The following is a 22,762-nucleotide window of genomic DNA, read 5'->3' on the forward strand; positions in this document are numbered from 1 at the left end:
GACTGTTCGAATGACGAAGGAGTGCCGCGCAGTGCGCGGCACCCCTTTCACCTGCGGCTTTACCGCCAGTGCGGAGGCGGTGGGATTTGAACCCACGGAGGTGTTGCCACCTCTACGGTTTTCAAGACCGCTCCCTTCGGCCGCTCGGGCACGCCTCCCCGCGTCGTCCGAGGACGACGCGGGGACAGCCTAATCCCTCATTAAGGACGGTCGCGCGGGGGCAGTGCCTCTGCCGACTGTTCGAGCAGCGGGGCTGATGCCTCGGGACAGCTGGGCCGCCCAGGCCTCGCGCTAGATCGCCGCGCGGTCTCGCTGCTCAGGGTGGTGGCGATCGCGCAGGCGCCGGGCGGAAGCCTGGGTTCATGCTGGCGGCGAAACCTAGTCGGAGAGTGGCACGCTCGGCGCCACCGTGACCGCCACCACCCATATGCAGGGTGTCACCATCCGCCGGTTCTGGACGAATGCCTTGCAAAGCCCAGGCATTGACGCCTCATGCCAGAGCGGCGGCGTCTAGAGCCGCCGAATGTCAACACCCTGCGCCTTGATCACTCGTTGGTGTTGGTGGTGCGAGCCCGCCGTGCGGTGACCTCTTGATACGCCCGAGCCGCATGAGCTCCTGTGCAGACTGAGGTCCGTGAGGTGCGCTGGTGCCACGAACGGCTAGTGAGGTGTCGGCCCGGCCCGGTTGCGGTTGAGGCCTTGGATTAGGTCGCTCGCGTGGCCCGCATGCGCTCGTGACCAGCGCGAACACCTGTACATAGGGGAGGGACCTCTTGATCTACTGCGGTATCGACTGGGCGGAACGTACCCACGACGTCGCCCTGGTCGACGACACTGGCACGCTGGTGGCCAAGCGGCACATCACCGACGACGCAGCCGGCTACCAGATCCTGCTGGAGCTGCTCGCCGAGTACGGCGACACCGAGGAAAACCCGATCCCAGTGGCGATCGAAACTTCGCGCGGGCTGCTGGTCGCCGTGCTGCGCACGGGCAAGCGGAAAGTGTTCGCGATCAACCCGATGGCCGCCGCCCGCTACCGCGATCGCCACTCAGTCTCGCGCAAGAAGTCGGACCCCGGCGATGCCCTGGTCTTGGCGAACATTCTGCGGACCGATATGCATGCCCACCGGTCCATGCCCACAGACAGTGACCTGGGCCGTGCTATCGCGGTCCTTGCCCGCGCTCAGCAGGACGCCCTTTGGAACCGGCAGCAGATTGCCAACCAGCTCCGCTCCCTCCTGCGCGAGTACTACCCGTCCGCCCTGGACGCCTTCGCCACCTGGACCAACGGCCTGTGCCGCCCCGAGGCCCGCGAACTCCTCAAGGCCGCGCCGACGCCGACCCGGGCTGCACGGATGACCCGCCCCCAGCTCCAAGCCGCCCTCAAACGAGCTGGACGCAAGCGCGGCATCGAGGCAGAGGCTGACCGCGTTCGCGAGGTCTTCCGCGCCGAGTGGGCCCATCAGCCGCCGCTTGTCGAGGATGCGCTCGGCAAGCAGATGCTCGCCCTCCTCATCCAGCTGGACGCTGCCTGCACCGCCGCCGACAACCTCGCCGAGGCGGTGGAAGAGGCTTTCCCTCAGCACCCGGACGCCGAGATCCTGCTGAGCTTCCCCGGGCTCGGTATCCAGCTCGCCGCCCGGATCCTGGCTGAGATCGGGGACGACCGCACCCGTTTCGCCGACGCCCGCGGACTGAAGGCATACGCCGGGTCCAGCCCCGTCACCAGAGCTTCGGGCAAAAAGACGGCGATCACAAGGCGGTGGGTGAAGAACGACCGGCTCAATCATGCTGGCTACCTCTGGGCCTTCTCAGCTCTCCGCCACTCGCCCGGCGCCGACACACACTACCGGCGCCGGCGAGAAGCCGGAGACTGGCACGCAGCCGCCCAACGCAACCTCTTCAACCGCATGATCGGACAGCTCTACCACTGCCTCCAGCACCGCAAGCTGTTCGACGAATACACCGCCTTCCCCACCCAACTCGCTGCTGCAGCTTGACGCTTGGCCTCGTGAGGTGAGGTGTCTAGCGCGTGGTCAGTCGTCGCCCTTGCGGGAGCCGAGGGTCAGCTCAACGGTCTTCTCCTTGCCGTCGCGCTCGTAGGTGAGCTTGACCTTTTCTCCCGGCTGGTGGGTCCAGATGGTGCCGATGAGGGTGGGGCCGCTGTCGATCAACGTGTCGTCGAGCTTGGTGATGACATCGCCGGGCTTGAGGCCCGCCTTGTCGGCCGGGCCGTCGGCGGTGACCGGGTCGGCGCCGCCCTCGCCGGTGTTGGAGATGGTGGCGCCCTTGCCGCCGCCGCCCAGCTCGACGGTCGCGCCGATCACCGGGTAGACCGGCTGGCCGGTCTTGATCAGCTGCTCCGCCACTCGCTTGGCCTGGTTGGAGGGGATCGCGAAGCCCAGGCCGACGCTGCCGGACTGGCCGCCCTCCAGACCGCCTCCGCCACCGCCCGGCTGGATGGCCGAATTGACGCCGACGACCGCGCCCTGGGCGTTCAGCAGCGGGCCGCCCGAGTTGCCGGGGTTGATCGAGGCGTCGGTCTGGAGCGCGCTCATGTACGACGCCTGGCTGCCCTGGCCGTCGCTGGAGGCCACCGGGCGGTTCTTCGCGCTGACGATGCCGGTGGTGACCGTGCCCGAGAGGCCGAACGGAGCGCCGATCGCGATGGTCGCGTCGCCGACCGCCACATCGTTGGAGTCGGCGATGGGGAGCGGCTGCAGCGTCCGGTCGCCGAGGCCGCTCAGCTTGAGCACGGCGACGTCGTAGCCCTGTGCCTTGCCGACGACCTGCGCGTCGTACTTCTTGCCGTCGGAGAACGTCGCCGTCAGCTTGCCGCCCTGCGCACCGTTGGCCACCACGTGGTTGTTGGTGAGGATGTGGCCTTCCTTGTCGAAGACGAACCCGGTACCGGTCCCCTCTTCGCCGCCTCCGGAAGACCGGATGGTCACGACGCTCGGAAGCGCCTTGTCGGCTATGCCTGCGACCGACTTGGGGGAGCGGTTGAGTTTCTTCGGGTCGGCGGAGGAGCTGATCGTGGTGGTGTCGCCGTTCGCGTTGCGGTCGGCCGCCCAGAAGCCGATGCCGCCGCCGATGCCGCCCGCGACCAGCGCGGCGACGAGGACGCCGACGAGCAGCCCGCCGCGCCGCTTCCGGCCGCCCGGCTCCGGACCGAGCGGGTCCGAGGGCATCGCCCAGGGATCGTGCGGCGGCATCCCACCACCGCCCGGGCCGCCGGGACCTACCGGGCCACCAGGAGCGCCGCCTCCGCCGCCGTACGGGGGCGGAGGCGGCGGCGTCTGACCGCCCGCACCGCCCTGTCCCCAGCCTCCGGACTGCCCTGCACCGCCGTCATCGGGGCCCGTACCGGAGCCCGTGCCCGCGCCCGGTCCGCCGCCTGACGCGGAGGGGACTGCTGGGGCGGAAGGCGGCTGCTGCGGCACGGGGGCCGTCGGCCCGTCGCCCGCGCCCTCTGGCATCCTCGGCGCCGCGTCGCTGTCCGCCTGCGCCGACTGCACCAGCGTGTCCCCCGCGGACTCCTTCGCCGAGACGACCGTGTCCTGGACGTCCGGACCGTTCTGCGTACGGTCCATGGCGGTGGCGGTGTCCACGGCAGCCGCAGCAGCGGCGGAGGCCGGACCGGAAGCGGAAGAGTCGGGGGAGGGCAGCGAGAAGTCGCCGTCCTCGCGGCTCGTCGGGGCGCCGGTGGACGGGGCCTGGGCCGGCGCCGGGGGCGTGGGACCCGGCCCCGCCGCAGGCGTCACGGCAGCGCCCTCGTTCTCGGTGCTCACAACTCACTCCTCATCAGGTACACGACATCGCCGGGCTGGGTGTGTTCACGTACGCGGGTATCCGCGGACAGCTTTTCCCATCGCACGTCAGACGGACGTAAGCCGTCGCTGAGCGTCCGCTGCCCTTCTTTACAACGGGCCAACTCCGGACAGAACGCCCGGCTTTCCCGGCCGCCATCGCGCCCTCCGCCGCCACTGTCGACGGCGTACGGACCGACAGCGGGGCGGCGTCACCCACAAGACCCACCGCTCGCACACGCGTACTCCGTGATCACAGCAACCAGCCTAGGCGCGCCGGGCCCGAACCGCCCCTCGGCGACCTCGGCCACCGCACGGAGGCCGACCTCCACCGGAAGCACTCCGTAGAGCCCTGCACAGCGTGCTCACCCGGCCCGGTGGCACGATAACCCGGTGAGCAACGAGATCGACGCCGGGTCGCGCCACCGTCTCGGCCGCCACCCGTCCGTCATCGCCCACCGCGGTGCCTCCATGGCGGCGCCCGAGCACACGCTGGCGGCCTACCGCCGCGCCATCGAGGAAGGCGCCGACGGGCTGGAGTGCGACGTACGGCTCACCGCGGACGGACATCTCGTCTGCGTCCACGACCGCAGGGTCAACCGCGTCTCCAACGGACGCGGTGCCGTCTCGGCGCTGGAGCTGGCCGAACTGGCCGCGCTCGACTTCGGCTCATGGAAGGACCGGCACGCCGACCCCTACGAGTCGCCGGACACCGCGCTGGACACCGACGAGACCGACGGCCGCGCCGTGACGCCGGGACCGGTCGGCGCCTCGGGGCCGGCCGGCGCCATGGAACCGGCCGGCGCCGCAGGACCTGCCGGGAGGCCGCAGCGCAGCTCCGGAACCTCCGTACGTCCCGGTACGGCGGACCCCGAGCGCACCTCCGTCCTCACCCTCGACCGCCTGCTCACCCTCGTCGCCGAAGCGCCCCGCCCGGTCGAACTGGCCATCGAGACCAAGCACCCCACACGCTGGGCCGGCCAGGTCGAGGAGCGGCTGCTGGAACTCCTTGACCGGCACCGGCTTCGCACCCCCGTACGCGTCATGAGCTTCTCCGCGCGCTCCCTGCAGCGCATCCGCGTGGCGGCGCCGCACATGCCGACGGTCTTTCTGATGCAGTTCCTGCTCCCCCGCCACCGGGACGGCCGGCTGCCGCACGGAGTGCGTATCGCCGGTCCGAGCATCCGCATCCTGCGTGCCCACCCGGAGTACGTGGCACGGGCACAGCGCGCGGGCAACGAGGTGCATGTGTGGACGGTCGACGAACCCGAGGACGTCGATCTGTGCGTACGGCTCGGTGTCGACGCGATCATCACCAACCGCCCCCGCCAGGTCCGCGCCCAACTCGGGCGCGGGCGGGCCGGTTGAGAAGCGAGAGGGCCTGGCGGACGGAGTGCACCGGCGCACTCGGCGCTTATTGCAGACACGCGAGTGCGTCAAGAGAAGAAGAGTGGCCGGTTTCCGCCGCACTCAACTGGGGCATTCATCCCGATGGCGTGGGGCAAAGGAGGTCTCGGGGGTGGCGTTGGTGGTGGCACAGGAGGTGCCTACTTCGTCGACCATGGCCGTGCCCCATGGTCCGTCGGGTGTACGAGTCGCACGGCGCAGGATGCGCGAGGAACTTCGCGCATGTGGCGCGCCCGACACGGTGGTCGATGATGCGACCTTGATTCTTTCCGAACTCCTCAGCAACGCGTGCCGGCATGCACGCCCGCTGCACGAGGAGGCGGCCGGAGCGGGCGGCACGAGCAGCCCGGTCGACACAGTCAGAGCGTCGTGGCGCAGGGACGTACGGGGTGAGGTGACCATCGCCGTCACGGACGGTGGCGGTCCGACCCGCCCACTTCCGGCCAAGCCCTCCGTCACCGCACGCGGCGGCAGAGGGCTTGCCATCATCACGGCCCTCGCCCGCGACTGGGGGGTGCGTTCCGAAACGGGCACCCCCGCGGACGAGCCACCGGGTGTGACGGTCTGGGCCGTGCTGCGGCCGGAAAGTTCGTTCAGCGGCCGGGTCGCCGCAAGCCTGGGCGACCTCGACGATGAATTCGACCTTGCCTCGGTGGAAGAGCTCAAGTAGCCGAGCGCTTGACCGGAGTGTCTTGCATACCCGGCATGAGGGCTGCGCCCCGAAGAGGCGCGGGGAACTGCTCCCCCAGCCTCCGGCCGGGAGGTGCCCCCACCAGCCATGGGGGTACCTCCCTGCTCGAAGAGCTTGGGGGAGCCCGCAGCCCGCACGCTTCGGGCAGCGGTACCCCCGCACCGGAACAACGGGGGCACAGGAAGCGCACGCCGCCACCGGAGGCGCAAGCCGCGCGGGCAGCGTCGCGCGCCGTCCAGCTACTAGGATCGCGGCGCCTACACACCGCCGCATACCTGGAGAACCGCTCGTATGGCAAAGAAGCGCCGACCCCAGTCAGCCGCCGCGGCGCCCGCCGGAACCTCCGCGGGCACGGCAGCCGCCGGAAGCTACCCGGTGGTGGGAGCCCGGCAGCCGTGCCCCTGCGGTTCGGGCCGCCGCTACAAGGCGTGCCACGGCAGGGCAGCCGCACAGGCGGCAACCGAGCTGGTGCGCCGCCCGTTCGAGGGGCTGCCGAACGAGAGCGACTGGGTCGCGATGCGCGAGCTGGTCCCCGCCGCCACTGCACGTCTCACCCTCAAGGACGGGCTGCCGGAGGGCGTTCCCGCGGTGACGCTTGCCACGGTGCTGCCGATGGCATGGCCCGCGCTCCGTCGCGACACCGGCGAGGTCCTGCTGGGTCTTCAGAACGACACGGCGTCCGGCGACATCAGCCGCGATCTGGCGGACACCCTCAGCCGGGCGCTGGCGGCCGAGCCGGGCACGCCCGTCGACGCGGGGCGGGCGGCGCCCGACGGCCCGCGGCTCCAGGACCTGTTGGACCTGAACGCACCGTTCGAGCCAGAGGTGCACACGGGGTTCGAGTTCTGGCTGGACGGTGATGAGCAGCCGGCCGGTGAGGTGGCTGCGTCGCTGGAGAGCGCCAACGCGGCCGCGATCCCCACCGCCCGGCTGACGGGCGTGGAGGGCGCGTACTGGTGCGAGGCGCCCGAGAAGAACCACCTGCGCTGGGTGATGACCCACCCCGAGGAGCGGCTGCTGGACGCGCTCGCGCGGCTGCACGCGGCCGGTGCCTCGGCGTTGGGGGAGCCGGGCGGTGCCTCCGGGGCCGAGGGCTCCCGGCTGGTGGGCTCCTTCCGCGCGCACGGGCTGACCGTGCCGGTGTGGGACCTGCCCTCGGAGATGACGTCCGAGGACTGCGAGAAGCCCGCGGCAGCGTTCGCCGAGCGGCTGGCGGAGGCGCTGTCGGTGACGGCGCCGCTGACGGCCGACGAGCGCCGGGCGCGCAGCGGTCTCACCAACCGTCAGGTGACGCTCAGCTGAAGGAAGTCGGCGGATTCGACGGTGGACTTGCGAAGGACTCGTGCCGTGACTCCGGTCACATCGACGTCCTAAGTTGCCCTACTCGCAGGTAAATCGGCGTCCGGATATGGGCGATCGAATTTGCTAACAGCCGATCTCTTGTTACCGTTCTAAGAGCCCGGTCGCTGGTGCATCCCCCGTCGCCAGCGACCGGGTTCTTTTGTGCCCGGCTCCGGACGGCGGTCGAACTGATCGGCTAACTCCCGCCTGGGTGCGGCGAGTTGTCTTTGCGGTGCCGCTCGTGGCTGTCGGCCCGCAGCAGCCGCTCACCGTCCGCCGGGACGACCTCGACCACCGCTGAATACGCGCCCTCAGCCCTCTGTGCAGCCTTCGCACCGCGGTCACGCGGCGTCTCGCACACCCCCCGGTCACCGCCGACGCGCAGCGTGCAGTGCACCCTCGCCATCCGTCCGTCAGGGCCGTGGAGAGTGAGGACGGCAGGCAGCCGGCGGTCGGTCGGGTTGCGGTAGTACGCACGGGCCCAGGCATCGCCGCCCTCGGTCAACACGCAAGCGCGGGCCGCCACACCTTCGGGGGAGGCGATTTCCGGCCCGCAGGAGATGGCCGGACGCCCACTCTCCGAGGGGCGGACATCGGAGGGGTGAGCATTGGGAGCGGCGTCACCGTCATCAGCGTGCCGGGGCGGCTGGGCGGCGTGGAACGCCTCCGACGCCAGTCGCGCGTCCTGGCCCGCCACCGCCGCGGCGAGCGGCAGCGCGGCGGCGAGCGCAAGCGCGCTGGCGAGCGTGACCGCACGGAGCCGGGAGGTGCGCTGTTGCGGCTGGTGCATGAGGGACCCACTTGGGACACGAGCGAGGAGAGGGGGACCGGGCCGATTGATGAGGTGAACATATCGGGGCCAAGGCGCCGCCGGTTCGACAAGCCGCCCGTTTCCCCCACAACTCCGGTCGGCTCCTACCCGTACGGGTGAACAACGCGCCCCGTTCCGTGGCAAGCCTCAGCGTTCCGGTGGCAAGCCTCAGCGGCCCCGCCCCAGTAGCCCCCGCACCAATGGGTCGGTCTCGGTGAGTCCCTCAGTGGGTCGCTCGGCAGGCCGGCCTCAGTAGGCCAGCCGGCTCCCGTTGTCCGGCGTCGCGGAGCTCTCCTCGACCAGTACGTCGAGCAGCGTCTCCATCCGGGGCAGCCACGGCCGCTCCTCGCCACCGCGTTCCGGCTCCCGCTCCCAGCGGACCTTGCCCGCGCCGGTGAGCGAACCGGGCAGCGCCACATAGCCGCCGTCACCGTGGAACCGCAGCGAACTGGGCACCCGGTCCTGGGCGTACAGCAGTTCGCCCAGCTCTTCGAGGGCGTAGGGCTCGACCAGGACCGAGAAGCGGGTGGGCGTCGCGATCACGGGGCCGACCCGGACGCCGGTGCGGTCGAACGTGGCGAGGGCGCGCGCCCCGGCGACGGCCGGCAGGCTCAGCGCGCAGGGCGCCGTGCCACCGGTCGCGAGGATGACGGGGGCGTCCGGCCGGTTCTCCCACCACCAGCGCACCATCGTCGGGTCGGTGGTGGCCGCGAGCAGCACGGGTTCGAAGGGGTGTGCCCCCGGCACCACGCACTCGGGATCCGGACACGCGCAGACGGCCGAAGCACCGCGGGTTCCCGGCGACGCGAGCGCGGCGCCGGGAACGACCGGCCACTGCCACTCGAGGGCCGCCGTCAGCGCCGTGTTCCGCATCGGTGACCTGTGGTTGTACCGTCCGGACCGCGCCCAGAGCCGACGGCCCTGGAGCTGCGCCCAGGCCCGGAGGGAGCGCCTTCCGAGGATCTCGCGCATGAGCGCTCGTTCCTTTCCGTGAACGCCGAACAACGCCTATTACGCAAACACAGCAAATATCGCCAACTGGCCGTGCCGATCGATCTCTAGCTCAATACACCACGTGAAGCTCTGGTGACCGTGCGTGCCGAACAGCGCATCATGTTGCGGACCGGGCGTGGAACGTGGCGGGGGGTGGCGCATGCATGGCGTTCGCGCTGTGGACTGCCACCTGCGCCGATGCTGCTCGTACTTGCTCGTTACTTGCCGAGAACCTCCCCCAGCCTCCGGCTGGTGAGGTACCCACAGAATCCGCTCGTACCGCGCCTGTGCTGCCTGGTGCAATCCTGCGGCTGGTGCCCTCCCGCAAGAAGCGGGCGGGTCGGGGCCCGCTGCTCCCTAGGACGCCATGACTCCCCACAGGGTTCCGTACCCGCAACGGCGGTGCCAACGCGCTGCCGAATGGCCTCAGTCGACAGCAGTATGCACGCCACGTGGGCGATTTTCCGCCAATCTTTCCACACCTCGGCCAGCCCCCGTGAGGCGGGTCCCCTCGCCGGACATTCTCGGCACCGCAGCGCACGTGCTGGACATGCCCCAACGGCATGTGTAGATGTAGTGCCATTGATAGCGGAGCAGCATGACATGGGGGTTTGCGATGCTATTGGGACAGTTCACCCGCAGCCTGAGCCGCCACCCATGACCTCCCCGCACCTGCCGAAAGTGGCTGGAATCCAACCGGTGGTCTCCTCGAACTCCTCCACGAACGCAGCGGCATCCGCCGCTGCGGCACCCACCGCGTCCACAACCTCCACGACGTCTCCCGGTCCAGCGACCAGCACGTCATCTGCCGCATCGGCAGCGGATCCGTCCGCCAGGACCGCTCCCCCGGAGAGCGGAAGCTCACTGGCCGACCGCAACCGGATCTGCGACCTCTCCTCGCTCCATGACCTCACCACTCGGCTCGTTCGCATCACGAGTCTCGACACAGCGCTGCGCGAGACGCTGCGCGCCGGTTCCACGCTGCTGGGCGCCCCCCGCGGCATGATCGCGCTCGAACCCGGCACCGATCCCGGGAGCGGCCCCTCCACCACACCGGGCCGCGCCCCCGAACGCACCATCGGCCTCGGCCTCGGCCGCGCCGATCTCGGCCAGATCGAGACTGTCCCCCGCTCCTCCGCCGCGTACGCGCGCATCCTCGACGCGGAGCCCGGCCTTGGTGCGGCGGCCGAGGGGAGCGCGCCGGCCGGTACAACTCAGCCGTACAGGCCCGGCCACAGCGACGACTCCGGCCACAGCGATGTCCCCTGCCGCGGCGACGACGAGGCCGCCGCCTCCGACGCGTCGCCGGTCCTGGCCCCCGCCGGCGGCATCACCTGCCCCGACATCGCCGCCGACCAGGACCTCTCCCCCCGGCACCGGGAGGTCGCGGCCCGCCTCGGCTACGCGGCCACCTACGCCGTTCCGCTCACCACCGAGTCCGGAACCCGGCTGGGGGCCGCCGTCTGGCTCTACGACGAACCCGGCGAGCCCACGCCCCGCCAGCGGGAACTGCTCGGCAGCTATCTGCGGCACGCCACCGAGCACTGCGCCCGGCTGGGCGAACTCGCCCGAACCCGCGCCGACATGGCCACCCTCAGCGAGGAACTGCTGCCCAGCGCGCTGCCCCGGGTGCCCGGTGTCTCGCTCGCGGTACGGCACCGTACGGGCCCGTGCGGGGGCGGGGACTGGTACGACGCGCTGCCGCTGCCCGACCGGGCCGTGGGGCTCGCGGTGGGCGGGGTCACCGGCAGCGGACCGGCAGCGGTGGCCGCCATGGGGCGGCTGCGGGCCTCCCTGCGTGCGTACGCGGTGATGGAGGGCGAGGACCCGGTCGCCGTGCTGTCCGATCTGGAGCTGCTGCTGCGGCTGACCGAGCCGTCCTGTTCGGCGACCGCGCTGTTCGTCTACGCCGAGCCCGCCACCCGCAAGGTCCTGCTCGCCGGGGCCGGGCACTGTGCGCCGTTGATCGTCGGGCCCCGGCGCATCGAGCCGGTGGAGACGGCAGTCTCGGCGCCGCTGGGGATGCTGGCGTGCTGGGAGGCGCCCAGCGCGGAGGTCGTCCTGCAGGAGGGCGAGACGCTTCTGTGCTATACGGACGGGCTGCTGCACCGCACGGGACACTCCATGGACCGCGCCTTCGCCCGGCTGCGCTCGGCCGCTGCCTCGGCCCCGCGCGCCGCCCGGGAGGACCCGGAAGCCCTCGTCGACCACGTGCTGCGCACAGTGCTGCCGGGGCCGCTGGCCGATCTGCCGGACCACCCCGAGGACGTCGTACTGCTGGCGGCCCGGTTCTGAGGGACGCCGCTCCTGCCCGGACCGGGACCACCATCGGCCCGCACCGGCCGAAGCTCACATCCGCACAGCCGAACGTCACATGCGCACGGCTGTGGACCAGCCGGGCCCCACCCATACGATGGAAGGTGGTTTTATCCGTCAAAGAGGAGGCAGACGTGGCAGACGCCGCTGACGAGCAGCCGATCAAGCAGCGGAAGAACGGCCTGTACACGGGCGTCTCCGATGAGCTCGCCGAGAACATGAAGTCCGGCTGGGGCGACACCGAGCTGCACGATCTGGAGCCCGTCGCGCAGGTCGCCGAGCTTGCCGAGCGGCGCGAGCAGCTGTCGGCACGCTTCCCGGGCGAGCGTCTGGTCATCCCCGCGGGCAACCTCAAGACCCGGTCCAACGACACCGAGTACCCCTTCAGGTCGTCCGTCGAATACGCCTACCTGTCGGGCAACCAGACCGAGGACGGCGTGCTGGTCCTGGAGCCCACCGGTGCACACGGCCACAGTGCCACCCTCTACCTCCTGCCCCGCTCCGACCGGGAGAACGGCGAGTTCTGGCTGGACGGCCAGGGCGAGCTGTGGGTCGGCCGCCGGCACAGCCTCACCGAGAGCGAGAAGCTCTACGGACTGCCCTGTGCCGACGTACGCACAGTGGCCGACACGCTCCGCGAGGCCACCGGCCCGGTCCGGGTCGTACGCGGGCACGACGGCGGGATCGAGGCGGCGCTGGCGGACAAGGTCACCGCCGAGCGGGACGAGGAGCTGCGGAGCTTCCTGGCCGAGATGCGGCTGGTCAAGGACGAGTTCGAGATCGGCGAACTGCAGAAGGCCGTCGACTCGACGGTGCGCGGCTTCGAGGACGTCGTACGGGTCCTCGACAAGGCGGAGGCCACCTCCGAGCGCTACATCGAGGGCACGTTCTTCCTGCGCGCCCGGGTGGAGGGCAACGACGTCGGCTACGGCTCCATCTGCGCGGCCGGGCCGCACGCCACCACGCTGCACTGGATGCGCAACGACGGCCCGGTGCGCTCGGGAGAGCTGCTGCTGCTCGACGCCGGTGTGGAGACCCACACCCTCTACACCGCGGACGTGACCCGCACCCTGCCGGTCAACGGGCGCTTCACCGAACTGCAGCGTAGGATCTACGACGCGGTGTACGAGGCGCAGGAGGCGGGCATCGCCGCCGTCAAGCCGGGCGGCAAGTACCTCGACTTCCATGAGGCGGCACAGCGCGTGCTCGCCACCAAGCTGGTCGAGTGGGGTCTGCTGGAGGGTCCGGTGGAGCGTGTGCTGGAGCTGGGCCTCCAGCGGCGCTGGACGCTGCACGGCACCGGCCACATGCTCGGCATGGACGTGCACGACTGTGCGGTCGCCCGCCGGGAGACGTACGCCGAGGGCACGCTGGAGCCGGGCATGTGCCTGACGGTGGAGCCCGGGCTGTACTTCCAGGCGGACGACGAGACGGTGCCCGAGGAGTACCGCGGCATCGGCGTGCGCATCGAGGACGACATCCTGGTGACCGAGGACGGCAACCGGAACCTGTCCGCCGCACTGCCGCGCAGCAGCTCCGCTGTGGAGAGCTGGATGACGAAGCTGCGGGCCTGAGCCCGGCGGCTGCTCCGAGGCAGCCGGCAAACAGTCGAGCACAGCGGTGAGGACGGGAGTCGACGTCACGGCACGAGCCTGCTGAGCGAGGTCACGGACAAGAAGGAAGAGAGCACGCTTTGGTCTCCCGGTTGCGGACCGGACTGTTGTCCGCGTTTCCCTTCCTTGCCATGGGTGTCGTCGGTGCCGCCGATCTGACGGGCGGCCCCGGGATCGGGGTGCAGCCGATGATGGCGCTCGGTCCCGCCTTCGCCGGGCTCACCGGCGGCAAGCGGCGTACCGCGCTGGTCGGTGCGCTGGCGATGGCGCTGTCGGTCGCGCTGAGCCTCTACAACGGCCAGTTCGGCGAACGCCGCGGCAACGCGACGCTGATCTCCGTCGCAGGTGTCTCGGTGGCCGCGCTGGTGGCGACCGCGATGCGGCAGAAGCGGGAGGCCGAGCTGGCCAATGTGCGCTCCATCGCGGAAGCCGCCCAGCGTGTGCTGCTGCGTCCGGTGCCGCGCGGCGCCGGGCGGCTGCGGGTCGCCGTCTCCTACACCTCGGCTGTCGCCGAGGCGCGGATCGGCGGCGACCTGTACGAGGTGGTCACCTCGCCGCACGGCGTGCGCGTCATCATCGGGGACGTCCAGGGCAAGGGACTGGAGGCGGTGGAGACGGCCGCCGTGGTGCTCGGCGCGTTCCGCGAGGCCGCCTACGACGAGCCGGACCTGCCGGCCGTCGGGGAGCGCCTGGAACGGGCCCTGGACCGGCACCTGCTGGGCGAGAAGTTCGTGACGGCGGTGCTCACCGAGGTGCCGCACGGGGCGCACGCCCAGAGCGCGACGCTGCTCAACTTCGGGCACCCGGCGCCGCTGGCGGTCCGGCAGGACGGCAGCGTGCACTTCGCGGAGCCGCCGCAGCGCTCCCTGCCGCTGGGGCTCGGGCTGCACGGCAGCGAGCCGCCACGCCCGCACGAGGTGCCGTTCGCCCCGGGCGACCAACTGCTGCTGTACACCGACGGCGTCACCGAGGCCCGCGACCCGGACAACCGTTTCTACCCGCTGGACGAGCGCGCCCACCTGCTCAAGGACACCGACGCGGAGGGCGCGCTGGAGGCCGTACGACAGGACCTCCAGGAGCACGTGCGCTCCCCGCTGCACGACGACGCGGCCATGCTGCTGTTGCGCTACCGCAGCGCCACGGGTGAGCAGGAGGAGGTCAGGACGCGGTCATGAGGTGTCCGTCACGGCGAGCGAGCACCTTGTCGAAGCTGACGACGGCACCGCCGTGGCCGGGCCGGTTGCGGAACCGTACGTGGTCGGCGAGGGACTCGATCAGGAACAGGCCCCGCCCGCTCTCCGCCTCGTTCGCGCAGCGGGCCGGGGCGTACCCGGCGGGAAAGCCGGGGCCGGTGTCCGCCACCTCGATGCGGCAGCGGTTGCCCTCCAGATAGGCGGAGACACGGTACGCACCGGCCATGTCACCCGCGGTGCTGCCGTGCTCCACGGCGTTCGCACACGCCTCGGACAGGGCTAGACACATGTCGTAGGCCACGTCCGGGTCGACACCGGCCGAGGCCATGGAGCTCAGCAGGAGCTGCCGCGCGAGCGGCACACTGGCGGCTTCGCGCCGTAGCCGGAGAGACCACCACAGGCTGCTCATGCTCACCCTCCATGCGGCTCGACACACGGATTACCTATTGCCTGCCCGTACCAGCACTACGCGGTGCCGTCGCGATGACCCCCGTACGGCGGAGGGGGGCAGCGCCATGTGCAGGCCGTAAGGCACTACATGCGGTACGGCGGAAGCACGACCCGGGGTGCGCGCCCCCTCGGTCGGAGGGCACCTTGGCAACCTGACGCGGCGCACCGGTGGGGCGGTTGAGCGCCGGTGGAGCCGGTGTGGCCCTGCTGTGTGCAGGGTGGGAGGGCGGTGAGATGATGGCGCGGCCATGACTGCCGGTGCGGACTTGAGACTGCTGCGGGCCGCGGTGTTCGCCGCGGTCTGCGTCACCGTGTCCGCCGCCGGGCACCTGCTCGCCGCCGACGCCGTGCTTCCGTTCGGAACGCTGGCGTTGGGCTTCGGCTGCGTGTTCGTGATCGCCGTCGCGCTGGCCGGGCGGGAACGCTCCCTGCCGGGCATCGTGGGGCTCCTCTCACTGGGCCAGCTCGCCTTGCACCTGATGTTCTCGATGGGCGCCGGCGGACACCACGCCGCGGCAGGAGCTGCCGGCTCGGCCACCGCCCCGGAACCGGGCGGGGTACGGGCGCTGGCCGGGAAACTGCTGTGCAACGACAGCGCGATGGGCATGAGCGAGTCCGAGGCACGGCGGGTCGTCGCCCGCGCCGGGCTCGACCCGCACGCGGCCTCCCCCACGGCAGGCAGCGGCACGGGCGGTGCGGCGGAGCACGCCGCGCACGCCGGCCACCACGCCGGCTCCGCGATGCCCTTCCCGGACACACCGCTCGACTGTCTGCGGGAAGCCGCACGGGCCGCGGCCGGCATGTGCGAGGTGCCGATGCTGCTCGGGCACCTGTGCGCCGGGCTGCTGCTCGGCTGGATGCTGCGGCGGGGCGAGGCCGCGCTGTGGCGGCTGGTACGGCTGTCGTCCGCCGCCGCCGCGGCGGCGGACGAGTTGGTGGCCGCGCTGGCCCTGGTTACCGCCCTGGCCTACGTCCGGGCGCTGCACACCGGGTTGCTGTCCTGGGCGCCCGTGCGGGTCGGCTTCGACCGGCCTGCCGACGAGACGCCGCCACGGCAACTGCTGCTCCAGCACTCCGTCCACCGGCGCGGCCCGCCCGCACGGTCGGCGGGCACCTTCACGCTCGCGGCCTGACGCACCGCACTCACGACGCTCACCGGGATCGGACTGTCCACGTGCCCGCTCGACGGGCACGGGGCGGCCCTGCCATGACAGCGGCGCGGTGCGGGCCTCGCGCGCCCGCGTGCCGCCCTCCCGCATGTCATGTCACTCGTCCTGCGTCTCGCAGGCCGTGTCTCTCAGGAGCTCACCATGAAGATCGCCAACCGCCGCGCCGCGACCGTCTGCGCGCTCGCCGCCGGGACCGTACTGCTGGTCGCGGGCCCCGCCTCGGCGCACGTAAGCGTCGACCCGGAGGAGGCCGCCAAGGGCGACTACAGCACGGTCAACTTCAAGGTTCCGAACGAGAAGGATGACTCCTCCACCGTGAAGCTGGAGGTCACCTTCCCGACGGACCACCCGCTGGCCTCCGTGATGCCGCAGCCGGTGCCCGGCTGGGACATCAAGGTCGAGAAGAAGAAGCTGGACAAGCCGATCAAGGTGCACGGCGAGAAGATCACCGAGGCCGTCTCGAAGGTCACCTGGAGCGGCGGGAAGGTCGAGCCGGGCCAGTTCCAGCAGTTCCCCGTCTCCATGGGACAACTGCCCGAGGACGCCGACCAGTTGGTGTTCAAGGCCCTCCAGACCTACGACAACGACGACATCGTCCGGTGGATCGAGGAGCCGAAGGAGGGCGCTGCGGAGCCCGAGAACCCGGCTCCGGTGCTGAAGCTCGCCGCCGCCGAGGACGCCGGGGAGGGCGCGGCCGCCTCGGGCGTCTCCTCGGACGACTCGAAGGCCACGGAGAAGACCGCGGCCTCCTCCGACGCCGACTCCGGTTCCGGCTCGGACACCACCGCACGGGTCCTCGGCGTCGTGGGCATCGTCGTCGGGGTCGCAGGCGTCGCCTTCGGCGTCCTGGCGGGACGGCGCCGCACCGCGTGACCCGGGGCCCGTACCTTCCTTGACAGGCCCGTACGTCCCTCACGGTGGTGCGGCCCGGCGTCCGTCGCCCGGCCGCACCACCGGCACCTCAGCCTCTGGACACCCTCACCCTCTGCACCATCCCTACTGCACGATGCGGACAAGCACTATGCGCACAACGAGAACGGCCGCGGCCGCCGTCGCCTTCGCCGCAGCCGCCACGCTCGCCCTGGCGGGCTGCGGCTCCGGCGACGGCGGCGACAAGGCCGCGGACAAGCCGGCGAAGGTCGAGAAGGGGCAGCACAAGGGCGCCACGGTCCTCGACGAGCCCTTCGCCAAGCCCGACCTGACGCTCACCGACACACACGGCAAGAGCTACGACCTGATCAAGGAGACCAAGGGCCGCCCCACGCTGCTCTACTTCGGCTACACGCACTGCCCGGACATCTGCCCGCTGACCATGAGCAACATCTCGGTGGCCAAGTCCAAGCTGTCGCCGGAGCAGAAGAAGAAGCTGCGGGTCGTCTTCGTCACCACCGACCCCAAACGGGACACCCCCAAGGAGCTCGGGAAGTGGCTGCACGGCCAGGACCCGTCCTTCACCGGACTGACCGGCGACTTCGACACCATCCAGGCGGGCGCCCGCAGCGTGGGCGTCAGCGTCGAGCCCTCGTACAAGAAGAAAAACGGCGACATCGTCTCCACCCACGGCGCCCAGCTGCTCGTCTTCTCCCCCAAGGACGACAAGGCGCACGTCCTGTACACCGAGGACAACACCGGGCCGGAGATCCTCCGGAAGGACCTGCCCAAGATCGTCGAGGGGAAGAACCCGTGACCGCCCGCCCCCTTGGCCCCCGTGCGCACGGTCTTGCCAGCCCCTGTGCGCAGCGACTTCCCGCCCCCCGTGCTCGCCGGTCGCTCGGCGCCGTAGCGCTCGGTGCGGCACTCACGCTCGCGCTGGCCGCCTGCTCCTCCGACGACAAGGACGGCGCCGCCAAGGGTGACGGCCGCCCCGAGCTGAAGGTCAGCGGCGCTTATGTACCGCAGCCGCCGACGAAGGAGATGGCCGGCGGCTTCCTGACCGTACGCAACGGCGGCGACCAGGCCGACAAGCTGACCTCCGTCTCCAGCGATGTCGCGGGCAAGGTCGAGTTGCACAGGACCGTCAAGCAGCAGATGCAGCAGGTGAAGTCACTGACCGTGCCCGCCCACGGCACTCTCCGGCTGGAGCGCGGCGGCAACCATCTGATGCTCATGGAGCTGGAGCGCAAGCCGGTGAAGGGCCAGACGGTCACCTTTGTGCTGCACTTCGCGCGGTCCGGCTCCGTCACGGTCAAGGCTTCCGTCGAAGCGACGAACTACACACCCAAGAAGTGAGGTTCGCAGGCGTGCCGCCCACCACCCGAGCTCCCTTCCGCACAGCTGTCCGCTCCGCCGTACGGCGCTCCCGCGCACCCCGGTCCGCCGCCTCCCGCGTGCTTCTGGCCCTCGTCACGGGTGCCGTCGCGCTGCTGGGGGTACTGGCCGCCGCGGGCCCGGCAGGGGCGCACGCCGCGCTGACCGGCAGCGACCCCGCGGAGGGCTCGGTGGTGCGCGGCGCGCCCCGGCAGGTCACGCTCGACTTCTCGGAGGGCGTGGCGATGTCCGACGGTGCCATCCGGGTGCTGGACCCGCGCGGAAAGCGGGTCGACACCCGTAAGGTCCGCGACACCGGCACGGGCAGCAAGGTACGGCGGGCCGTCTCGCTCGAGCCGGACCTCGGCAAGGGCACCTACACCGTCGCCTGGCAGGCCGTCTCCGCGGACAGCCACCCCGTCTCGGGCGCGTTCACCTTCTCCGTGGGCAAGCCGTCCAAGACGAGCGTGGCACCGCCGCAGCAGGACGGGAACGCGGGCGGCGGGAGCGTGGAAACCCTCTACGGGTTCGGCCGGTACGCCGCCTACGCGGGCTTCGTGCTGCTGGTGGGCGGTGCGGCCTTCGTGCTGCTGTGCTCACCGCGGGCGGCCTCCTCGCGGGCGGTGCAGCGGCTGACGGTCACCGGTTGGAGCGTCCTCGCGGCGTCCACGCTGGCGCTGTTGCTGCTGCGCGGCCCGTACACCGGCTCGGGACAGCTCGCCGACGTCGTCGAACTGGGCGGGCTCAAGGACGTGGTGGCCACCAAGCCGGGTGCCGCGCTGGTTGCCCGGCTGCTGCTGCTCGCGGCAGCCGCACTGTTCGTCTCGGTGCTCTTCGGCGCGTACGCGCGGCGCGAGGAGGAGGACGTCGAGAGCGCGGACCCGACCGAGAGGGAGGAGGCCGACCGGCAGCGGCGGGATCTGTTCTTCGGGCTGTCCATCGGAGGCACCGTGGTGGCGGCCGGTCTCGCGGCGACCTGGGCGATGGCCGAGCACGCCTCCACCGGCATCCAGACCGGGCTGGCGATGCCCGTCGATGTGCTGCATCTGCTCGCGGTCGCGCTGTGGCTGGGCGGTCTGGCCGCGCTGTTCTGCCTGCTGCGCTGGGGGCCCGCGCCCTCGGGTACAGCAGTGCGGCGGTTCTCCCGGCTGGCGTTCACCTGTGTCACCGTGCTGGCCGCCACGGGGCTGTACCAGTCGTGGCGCCAGGTGGGGTCGTGGAGTGCGCTGACGGGCACCTCGTACGGGCAGCTGCTGATCGTGAAGGTCGTCCTGGTGACCGCCCTGGTGTCCGTCGGCTGGTTCTCCCGACGGTGGACAACCAGGTTGACCGATGTCCCGGCAGAGGCTGGAAAAGCCGGGAAGAGCTCGGCATCCGAGCGGGCCGGATCCGCAGCCCGTACGGCAGCCGTTCCGGGCAGCCGCAGCCCGGAACGGGCCACTGTCCGAACGTCCGCACAGGACAGCACCAAAGCCCCAGCACGGGACGAGCCCGGAGCCTCCGCGCAGCGCGACGCCGAGGGCCCGGGACGCGAGCCGGCCGACCCCGTGCGGGCCGCACAGCTGGCGCGGCAGCGGGCCGCGGCCGAGGCAGCCAGGCGCCGTCAGGAGCGGGAGGCCGATCCGCAGCGCAGCGGGCTACGCCGTTCAGTGCTGACCGAGGCGACCGTCGCCGTCGTGCTGCTGGCCGTCACCACGCTCCTGACGGGCACCGAGCCGGGCCGCACCGAGGAGCGGGTACGGCAGGCGGACAGCGCCGCGCAGAACGAGCCGACCGGACCGGTGGATGTGAAGGTGCCGTTCGACACGGGCGGCCCGGACGGCAAGGGCACCGCCGAGCTGGAGATCGACCCGGGCACCAGCGGCGAGAACGCCCTGGAGCTGCGCACCACCAGCCCCAGCGGCAAGCCCGTGGAGGCACGCGAGGTGAAGGCCACCTTCACGCTGCCGGCCAAGGACCTCGGTCCGCTGCCGGCCCCCCTCAAGCCGGTCAAGGGCGAGAAGGGGCACTGGAAGGCCGCCGGGCTCCAACTGCCCATGGCCGGAAAATGGAAGGTCGCGATCACCGTCCGCACCTCCGACATCGACCAGGTCACCGAGACCACGACCGCCACCATCGGCTGAGCCGGAACCGAGCGACGAACATGAGCACACAGAGCACAAAGAAGACGGCCCAAGGGAAGAACACCCCGAGCCCAGGCGAGGACGCCGACGACAGCGCCTCCGCAACGCGGAACCGGGCGCGCCCCGAGGCCGCACCGCTGTCCCGCCGCCGACTGCTGGGCACCGCCTCAGCGGCAGGAGCTGCGGGACTGGCGCTGGGTGGTGCGGGGGGCGCCTGGGCGCACTCTGCGGCCCAGGAGGAGCCGCCCACGGCGCTGGCCACGCTGGGCTCCTCCACCGTGCCGTTCCACGGCACCCACCAGGCGGGGATCGTGACGCCCGCACAGGCGCACGGTCATCTGCTCGCCTTCGACCTCGTCCCGGACGCGGGCCGGAAACAGGCCGCGGCACTGCTGCGCCGCTGGTCCGAGGCCGCCCGGCGGATGATGGCGGGCGAGCAGCCCAGGGACGGGGAGCGGGACACCGGGATCGCGCTGGACGCCGGTCCGTCCTCGCTGACGGTCACGTTCGGGTTCGGCCGTACGTTCTTCACCCGTACCGGCCTCAAGGACCGGCTGCCGACACAGCTGGCGCCGCTGCCGGACTTCTCGGCGGACGCGCTGGACAAGAAGCGCTCGGACGGCGACCTGTGGGTGCAGATCGGTGCCGACGACGCGCTGGTGGCCTTCCACGCGCTGCGCGCCCTCCAGCGCGAGGCAGCGGGCACCGCCCGGGTGCGCTGGCAGATGTCCGGCTTCAACCGTTCCCCCGGCGCCACCGACCGCCCCCGCACCGTGCGCAATCTGATGGGCCAGGTCGACGGCACCCACAATCCCAAGCCTCGGGAGAAGGACTTCGCCGCGAAGGTGTTCGTGCCGTCCTCGGGCGAGCCCTCCTGGATGGCCGGCGGCTCGTACGTGGTGCAGCGGCGCATCCGGATGCTGCTGGACGACTGGGACAAGCGCTCACTGGACGAGCAGGAGAAGGTGATAGGGCGGCGGAAATCCGACGGCGCGCCGCTGTCCGGCGGCCATGAGCACACCGAGCCGGACCTGGTCAAGCGCGGCTCGGACGGGTCGCCGCTGATCGCCGGGGATGCACACATCCGGGTCACGGCCCCGGAGACCAACGGGGGAGCTGCGATGCTGCGCCGCCCGTTCTCTTTCCACGACGGCTTCCGGGACGACGGTGCGCCGGACGCCGGGCTGCTCTTCCTGGCCTGGCAGGCCGACCCGCTGCGCGGCTTCGTACCCGTCCAGCGCAAGCTCGACCGGGGGGACGCGCTCTCCCGCTTCCTGCGGCACGAGGCGAGCGGGCTGTTCGCCGTACCGGGCGGTCCCCGGAAGGGCGAGTACGTGGGCCAGCGGCTGCTCGAAGGCTGAGACCGGCACCCGGTGGGCTCCCGGCCCGACTACCGTGGCGGCATGTCACCTGCGAGCCGCTATACGTACCTCGGCCCCGAGGGCACCTTCACCGAAGCCGCGCTGCACACCCTGCCCGAGGCCGCCACCCGTCAGCTCACCCCGATGGTGTCGGTCCCGGCTGCCTTGGACGCCGTACGGAACGGGGAGGCGCAGGCGGCGTTCGTACCGATCGAGAACTCGGTGGAGGGCGGCGTCACGGCCACCCTGGACGAGCTGGCCGGCGGCCGCAGGCTGATGATCTACCGCGAGGTGCTGCTGCCCATCACCTTCGCGCTGCTGGTGCGCCCCGGCACGGCGCTGGAAGAGGTCAAGACGGTCACCGGGCATCCGGTCGCACAGCCGCAGGTGCGCAACTGGCTGGCCGCGCATCTGCCGGACGCGCTGTGGGAGTCGGCGGCCTCCAACGCGGACGGTGCCCGGCTGGTGCAGGAGGGCCGCTACGACGCGGCCTTCGCGGGCGAGTTCGCCGCCGCGACCTACGGCCTGGAGCCGCTGGTCACCGGCATCCACGACGCGGAGAACGCGACGACGCGCTTCGTACTGCTGGGGCAGCCGGGGCGGCCGGCAGCTCCGACGGGCGCGGACAAGACCTCGGTGGTCTTCTGGCTGCGCGGGGACCAGCCGGGTGCGCTGCTGGAGGTGCTGCACGAGTACGCCTCGCGCGGCGTCAACATGATGCGGATCGAGTCGCGGCCCACCGGTGAGGGCATCGGGCAGTACAGCTTCTCGGTGGACTGCGAGGGCCATGTGCAGGAGCGCAGGGTGGGGGATGTGCTGATGGGGCTGAAGCGCTCCTGCCGTGCGGTGCGCTTCCTGGGCTCGTACCCGCGCGCCGACGAGCAGCCGCCGACGCTGCGCTCCGGCACGGCGGACAAGGACTTCGTGGCGGCGGCGGACTGGCTGTCGCGCTGTCTGGACGGGCGGGACTGACCCCGGCGGGGCGTCGTACACAGCCTCTCCGAAGTTATCCACAGGGGTGGGTGCCGACCTGTGAACAAGTCGACAGAGAAAACGGACTCAGTCGACAAAGCGGCATGCAGACCGCATCTCCCTCCACAGCCCCCAGCTCCCACTCCGTCACCACAATTCCATTGATCAACCCTTTGGAGTGAGCTAATCCCCCTCGATTGAGTGGGTATTTCTGGTTTACCCCGGGAATTCCGCGTCGGCCGAACAGCTGCCGGAACAGAACTCCT

The 22,762-nt window shown here is 71.3% G+C and carries 18 protein-coding genes and 1 tRNA gene; 14 read left to right on the forward strand and 5 right to left on the reverse strand.

The annotated features are described in order from the left end of the window. Positions 1-71: 71 nt before the first annotated feature. Positions 72-158: transfer RNA gene (locus tag ACTWQF_RS35400), tRNA-Ser, on the reverse strand. 615 nt (positions 159-773) lie between these two features. On the opposite strand from ACTWQF_RS35400, the gene ACTWQF_RS35405 reads away from it, so the two are divergent. Further along, positions 774-2,000 carry an IS110 family transposase gene (locus tag ACTWQF_RS35405; RefSeq protein WP_443283875.1) on the forward strand — a complete coding sequence of 409 codons (1,227 nt, stop codon included), beginning with the start codon at positions 774-776 and terminating at the stop codon, positions 1,998-2,000. A 36-nt stretch (positions 2,001-2,036) separates the two neighbouring features. Here the strand turns inward: ACTWQF_RS35405 and ACTWQF_RS35410 are convergent, their stop codons facing one another. Continuing rightward, a complete protein-coding gene (locus ACTWQF_RS35410) occupies positions 2,037-3,791 on the reverse strand; it encodes a S1C family serine protease (RefSeq protein ID WP_443283876.1) in 1,755 nt (584 codons plus the stop codon). Positions 3,792-4,280: 489 nt separating this feature from the next. Between ACTWQF_RS35410 and ACTWQF_RS35415 the strand changes: the two genes are divergently transcribed. The 3 genes from ACTWQF_RS35415 (at position 4,281) to ACTWQF_RS35425 (ending at position 7,209) form a co-directional block, all read left to right on the forward strand. After that, complete coding sequence (locus ACTWQF_RS35415; RefSeq protein ID WP_443283906.1) at positions 4,281-5,177, forward strand: glycerophosphodiester phosphodiesterase family protein; 897 nt, start codon at positions 4,281-4,283, stop codon at positions 5,175-5,177. A gap of 241 nt (positions 5,178-5,418) precedes the next feature. Next, a complete protein-coding gene (locus tag ACTWQF_RS35420; RefSeq protein ID WP_443283877.1) occupies positions 5,419-5,886 on the forward strand; it encodes an ATP-binding protein in 468 nt (155 codons plus the stop codon). A gap of 312 nt (positions 5,887-6,198) precedes the next feature. After that, positions 6,199-7,209, forward strand: a complete 1,011-nt coding sequence (locus ACTWQF_RS35425; RefSeq protein ID WP_443283878.1) for a DUF5926 family protein — start codon at positions 6,199-6,201, stop codon at positions 7,207-7,209. A gap of 235 nt (positions 7,210-7,444) precedes the next feature. On the opposite strand, the gene ACTWQF_RS35430 is transcribed toward ACTWQF_RS35425, so the two are convergent. Together ACTWQF_RS35430 and ACTWQF_RS35435 are read right to left on the reverse strand one after the other, a co-directional pair. After that, a complete protein-coding gene (locus ACTWQF_RS35430) occupies positions 7,445-8,038 on the reverse strand; it encodes a hypothetical protein (protein WP_443283879.1) in 594 nt (197 codons plus the stop codon). A gap of 270 nt (positions 8,039-8,308) precedes the next feature. Continuing rightward, entirely contained in the window at positions 8,309-9,031 is a 723-nt protein-coding gene (locus ACTWQF_RS35435) for a bifunctional DNA primase/polymerase (protein ID WP_443283880.1), read from the reverse strand. Positions 9,032-9,709: 678 nt separating this feature from the next. Here ACTWQF_RS35435 and ACTWQF_RS35440 point away from each other — a divergent pair. From ACTWQF_RS35440 to ACTWQF_RS35450, 3 genes are all read left to right on the forward strand, one after another. After that, entirely contained in the window at positions 9,710-11,347 is a 1,638-nt protein-coding gene (locus ACTWQF_RS35440) for a PP2C family protein-serine/threonine phosphatase (protein WP_443283881.1), read from the forward strand. A gap of 155 nt (positions 11,348-11,502) precedes the next feature. Then, positions 11,503-12,942: an aminopeptidase P family protein gene (locus tag ACTWQF_RS35445; RefSeq protein WP_443283882.1), complete on the forward strand. Its 1,440-nt coding sequence runs from the start codon at positions 11,503-11,505 to the stop codon at positions 12,940-12,942. A gap of 170 nt (positions 12,943-13,112) precedes the next feature. Continuing rightward, positions 13,113-14,156, forward strand: a complete 1,044-nt coding sequence (locus ACTWQF_RS35450) for a PP2C family protein-serine/threonine phosphatase (protein ID WP_443283883.1) — start codon at positions 13,113-13,115, stop codon at positions 14,154-14,156. Here the strand turns inward: ACTWQF_RS35450 and ACTWQF_RS35455 are convergent. After that, positions 14,140-14,583: an ATP-binding protein gene (locus ACTWQF_RS35455; RefSeq protein ID WP_443283884.1), complete on the reverse strand. Its 444-nt coding sequence runs from the start codon at positions 14,581-14,583 to the stop codon at positions 14,140-14,142. The genes ACTWQF_RS35450 and ACTWQF_RS35455 overlap by 17 nt on opposite strands. Positions 14,584-14,872: 289 nt before the next feature. Here ACTWQF_RS35455 and ACTWQF_RS35460 point away from each other — a divergent pair, with 289 nt between their 5' ends. The 7 genes from ACTWQF_RS35460 to pheA all read left to right on the forward strand — a co-directional run bounded on the left by ACTWQF_RS35460 (position 14,873) and on the right by pheA (position 22,496). Beyond that, the gene (locus ACTWQF_RS35460; RefSeq protein ID WP_443283885.1) at positions 14,873-15,757 is read left to right on the forward strand and encodes a hypothetical protein; all 885 of its coding nucleotides are present in this window, start codon (positions 14,873-14,875) and stop codon (positions 15,755-15,757) included. A 177-nt stretch (positions 15,758-15,934) separates the two neighbouring features. Then, complete coding sequence (locus tag ACTWQF_RS35465) at positions 15,935-16,666, forward strand: YcnI family copper-binding membrane protein (protein WP_443283886.1); 732 nt, start codon at positions 15,935-15,937, stop codon at positions 16,664-16,666. A gap of 148 nt (positions 16,667-16,814) precedes the next feature. Then, positions 16,815-17,480 (forward strand): SCO family protein, encoded by a 666-nt coding sequence (locus tag ACTWQF_RS35470; RefSeq protein WP_443283887.1) that lies wholly within the window; start codon positions 16,815-16,817, stop codon positions 17,478-17,480. Further along, complete coding sequence (locus tag ACTWQF_RS35475; RefSeq protein ID WP_443283888.1) at positions 17,477-18,022, forward strand: copper chaperone PCu(A)C; 546 nt, start codon at positions 17,477-17,479, stop codon at positions 18,020-18,022. The genes ACTWQF_RS35470 and ACTWQF_RS35475 overlap by 4 nt, the downstream gene beginning before the upstream one ends. An 11-nt stretch (positions 18,023-18,033) precedes the next feature. Beyond that, positions 18,034-20,163, forward strand: coding sequence for a copper resistance protein CopC (locus ACTWQF_RS35480; RefSeq protein WP_443283889.1), 2,130 nt, complete (start codon positions 18,034-18,036; stop codon positions 20,161-20,163). Positions 20,164-20,183: 20 nt separating this feature from the next. Beyond that, positions 20,184-21,524: an iron uptake transporter deferrochelatase/peroxidase subunit gene (gene efeB, locus ACTWQF_RS35485; RefSeq protein WP_443283890.1), complete on the forward strand. Its 1,341-nt coding sequence runs from the start codon at positions 20,184-20,186 to the stop codon at positions 21,522-21,524. Positions 21,525-21,566: 42 nt separating this feature from the next. Then, complete coding sequence (gene pheA, locus ACTWQF_RS35490) at positions 21,567-22,496, forward strand: prephenate dehydratase (protein ID WP_443283891.1); 930 nt, start codon at positions 21,567-21,569, stop codon at positions 22,494-22,496. Positions 22,497-22,762 lie beyond the last annotated feature (266 nt).

The sequence above is a fragment of the Streptomyces sp. 8N114 genome (assembly GCF_052245835.1).
Lineage (GTDB): Bacteria > Actinomycetota > Actinomycetes > Streptomycetales > Streptomycetaceae > Streptomyces.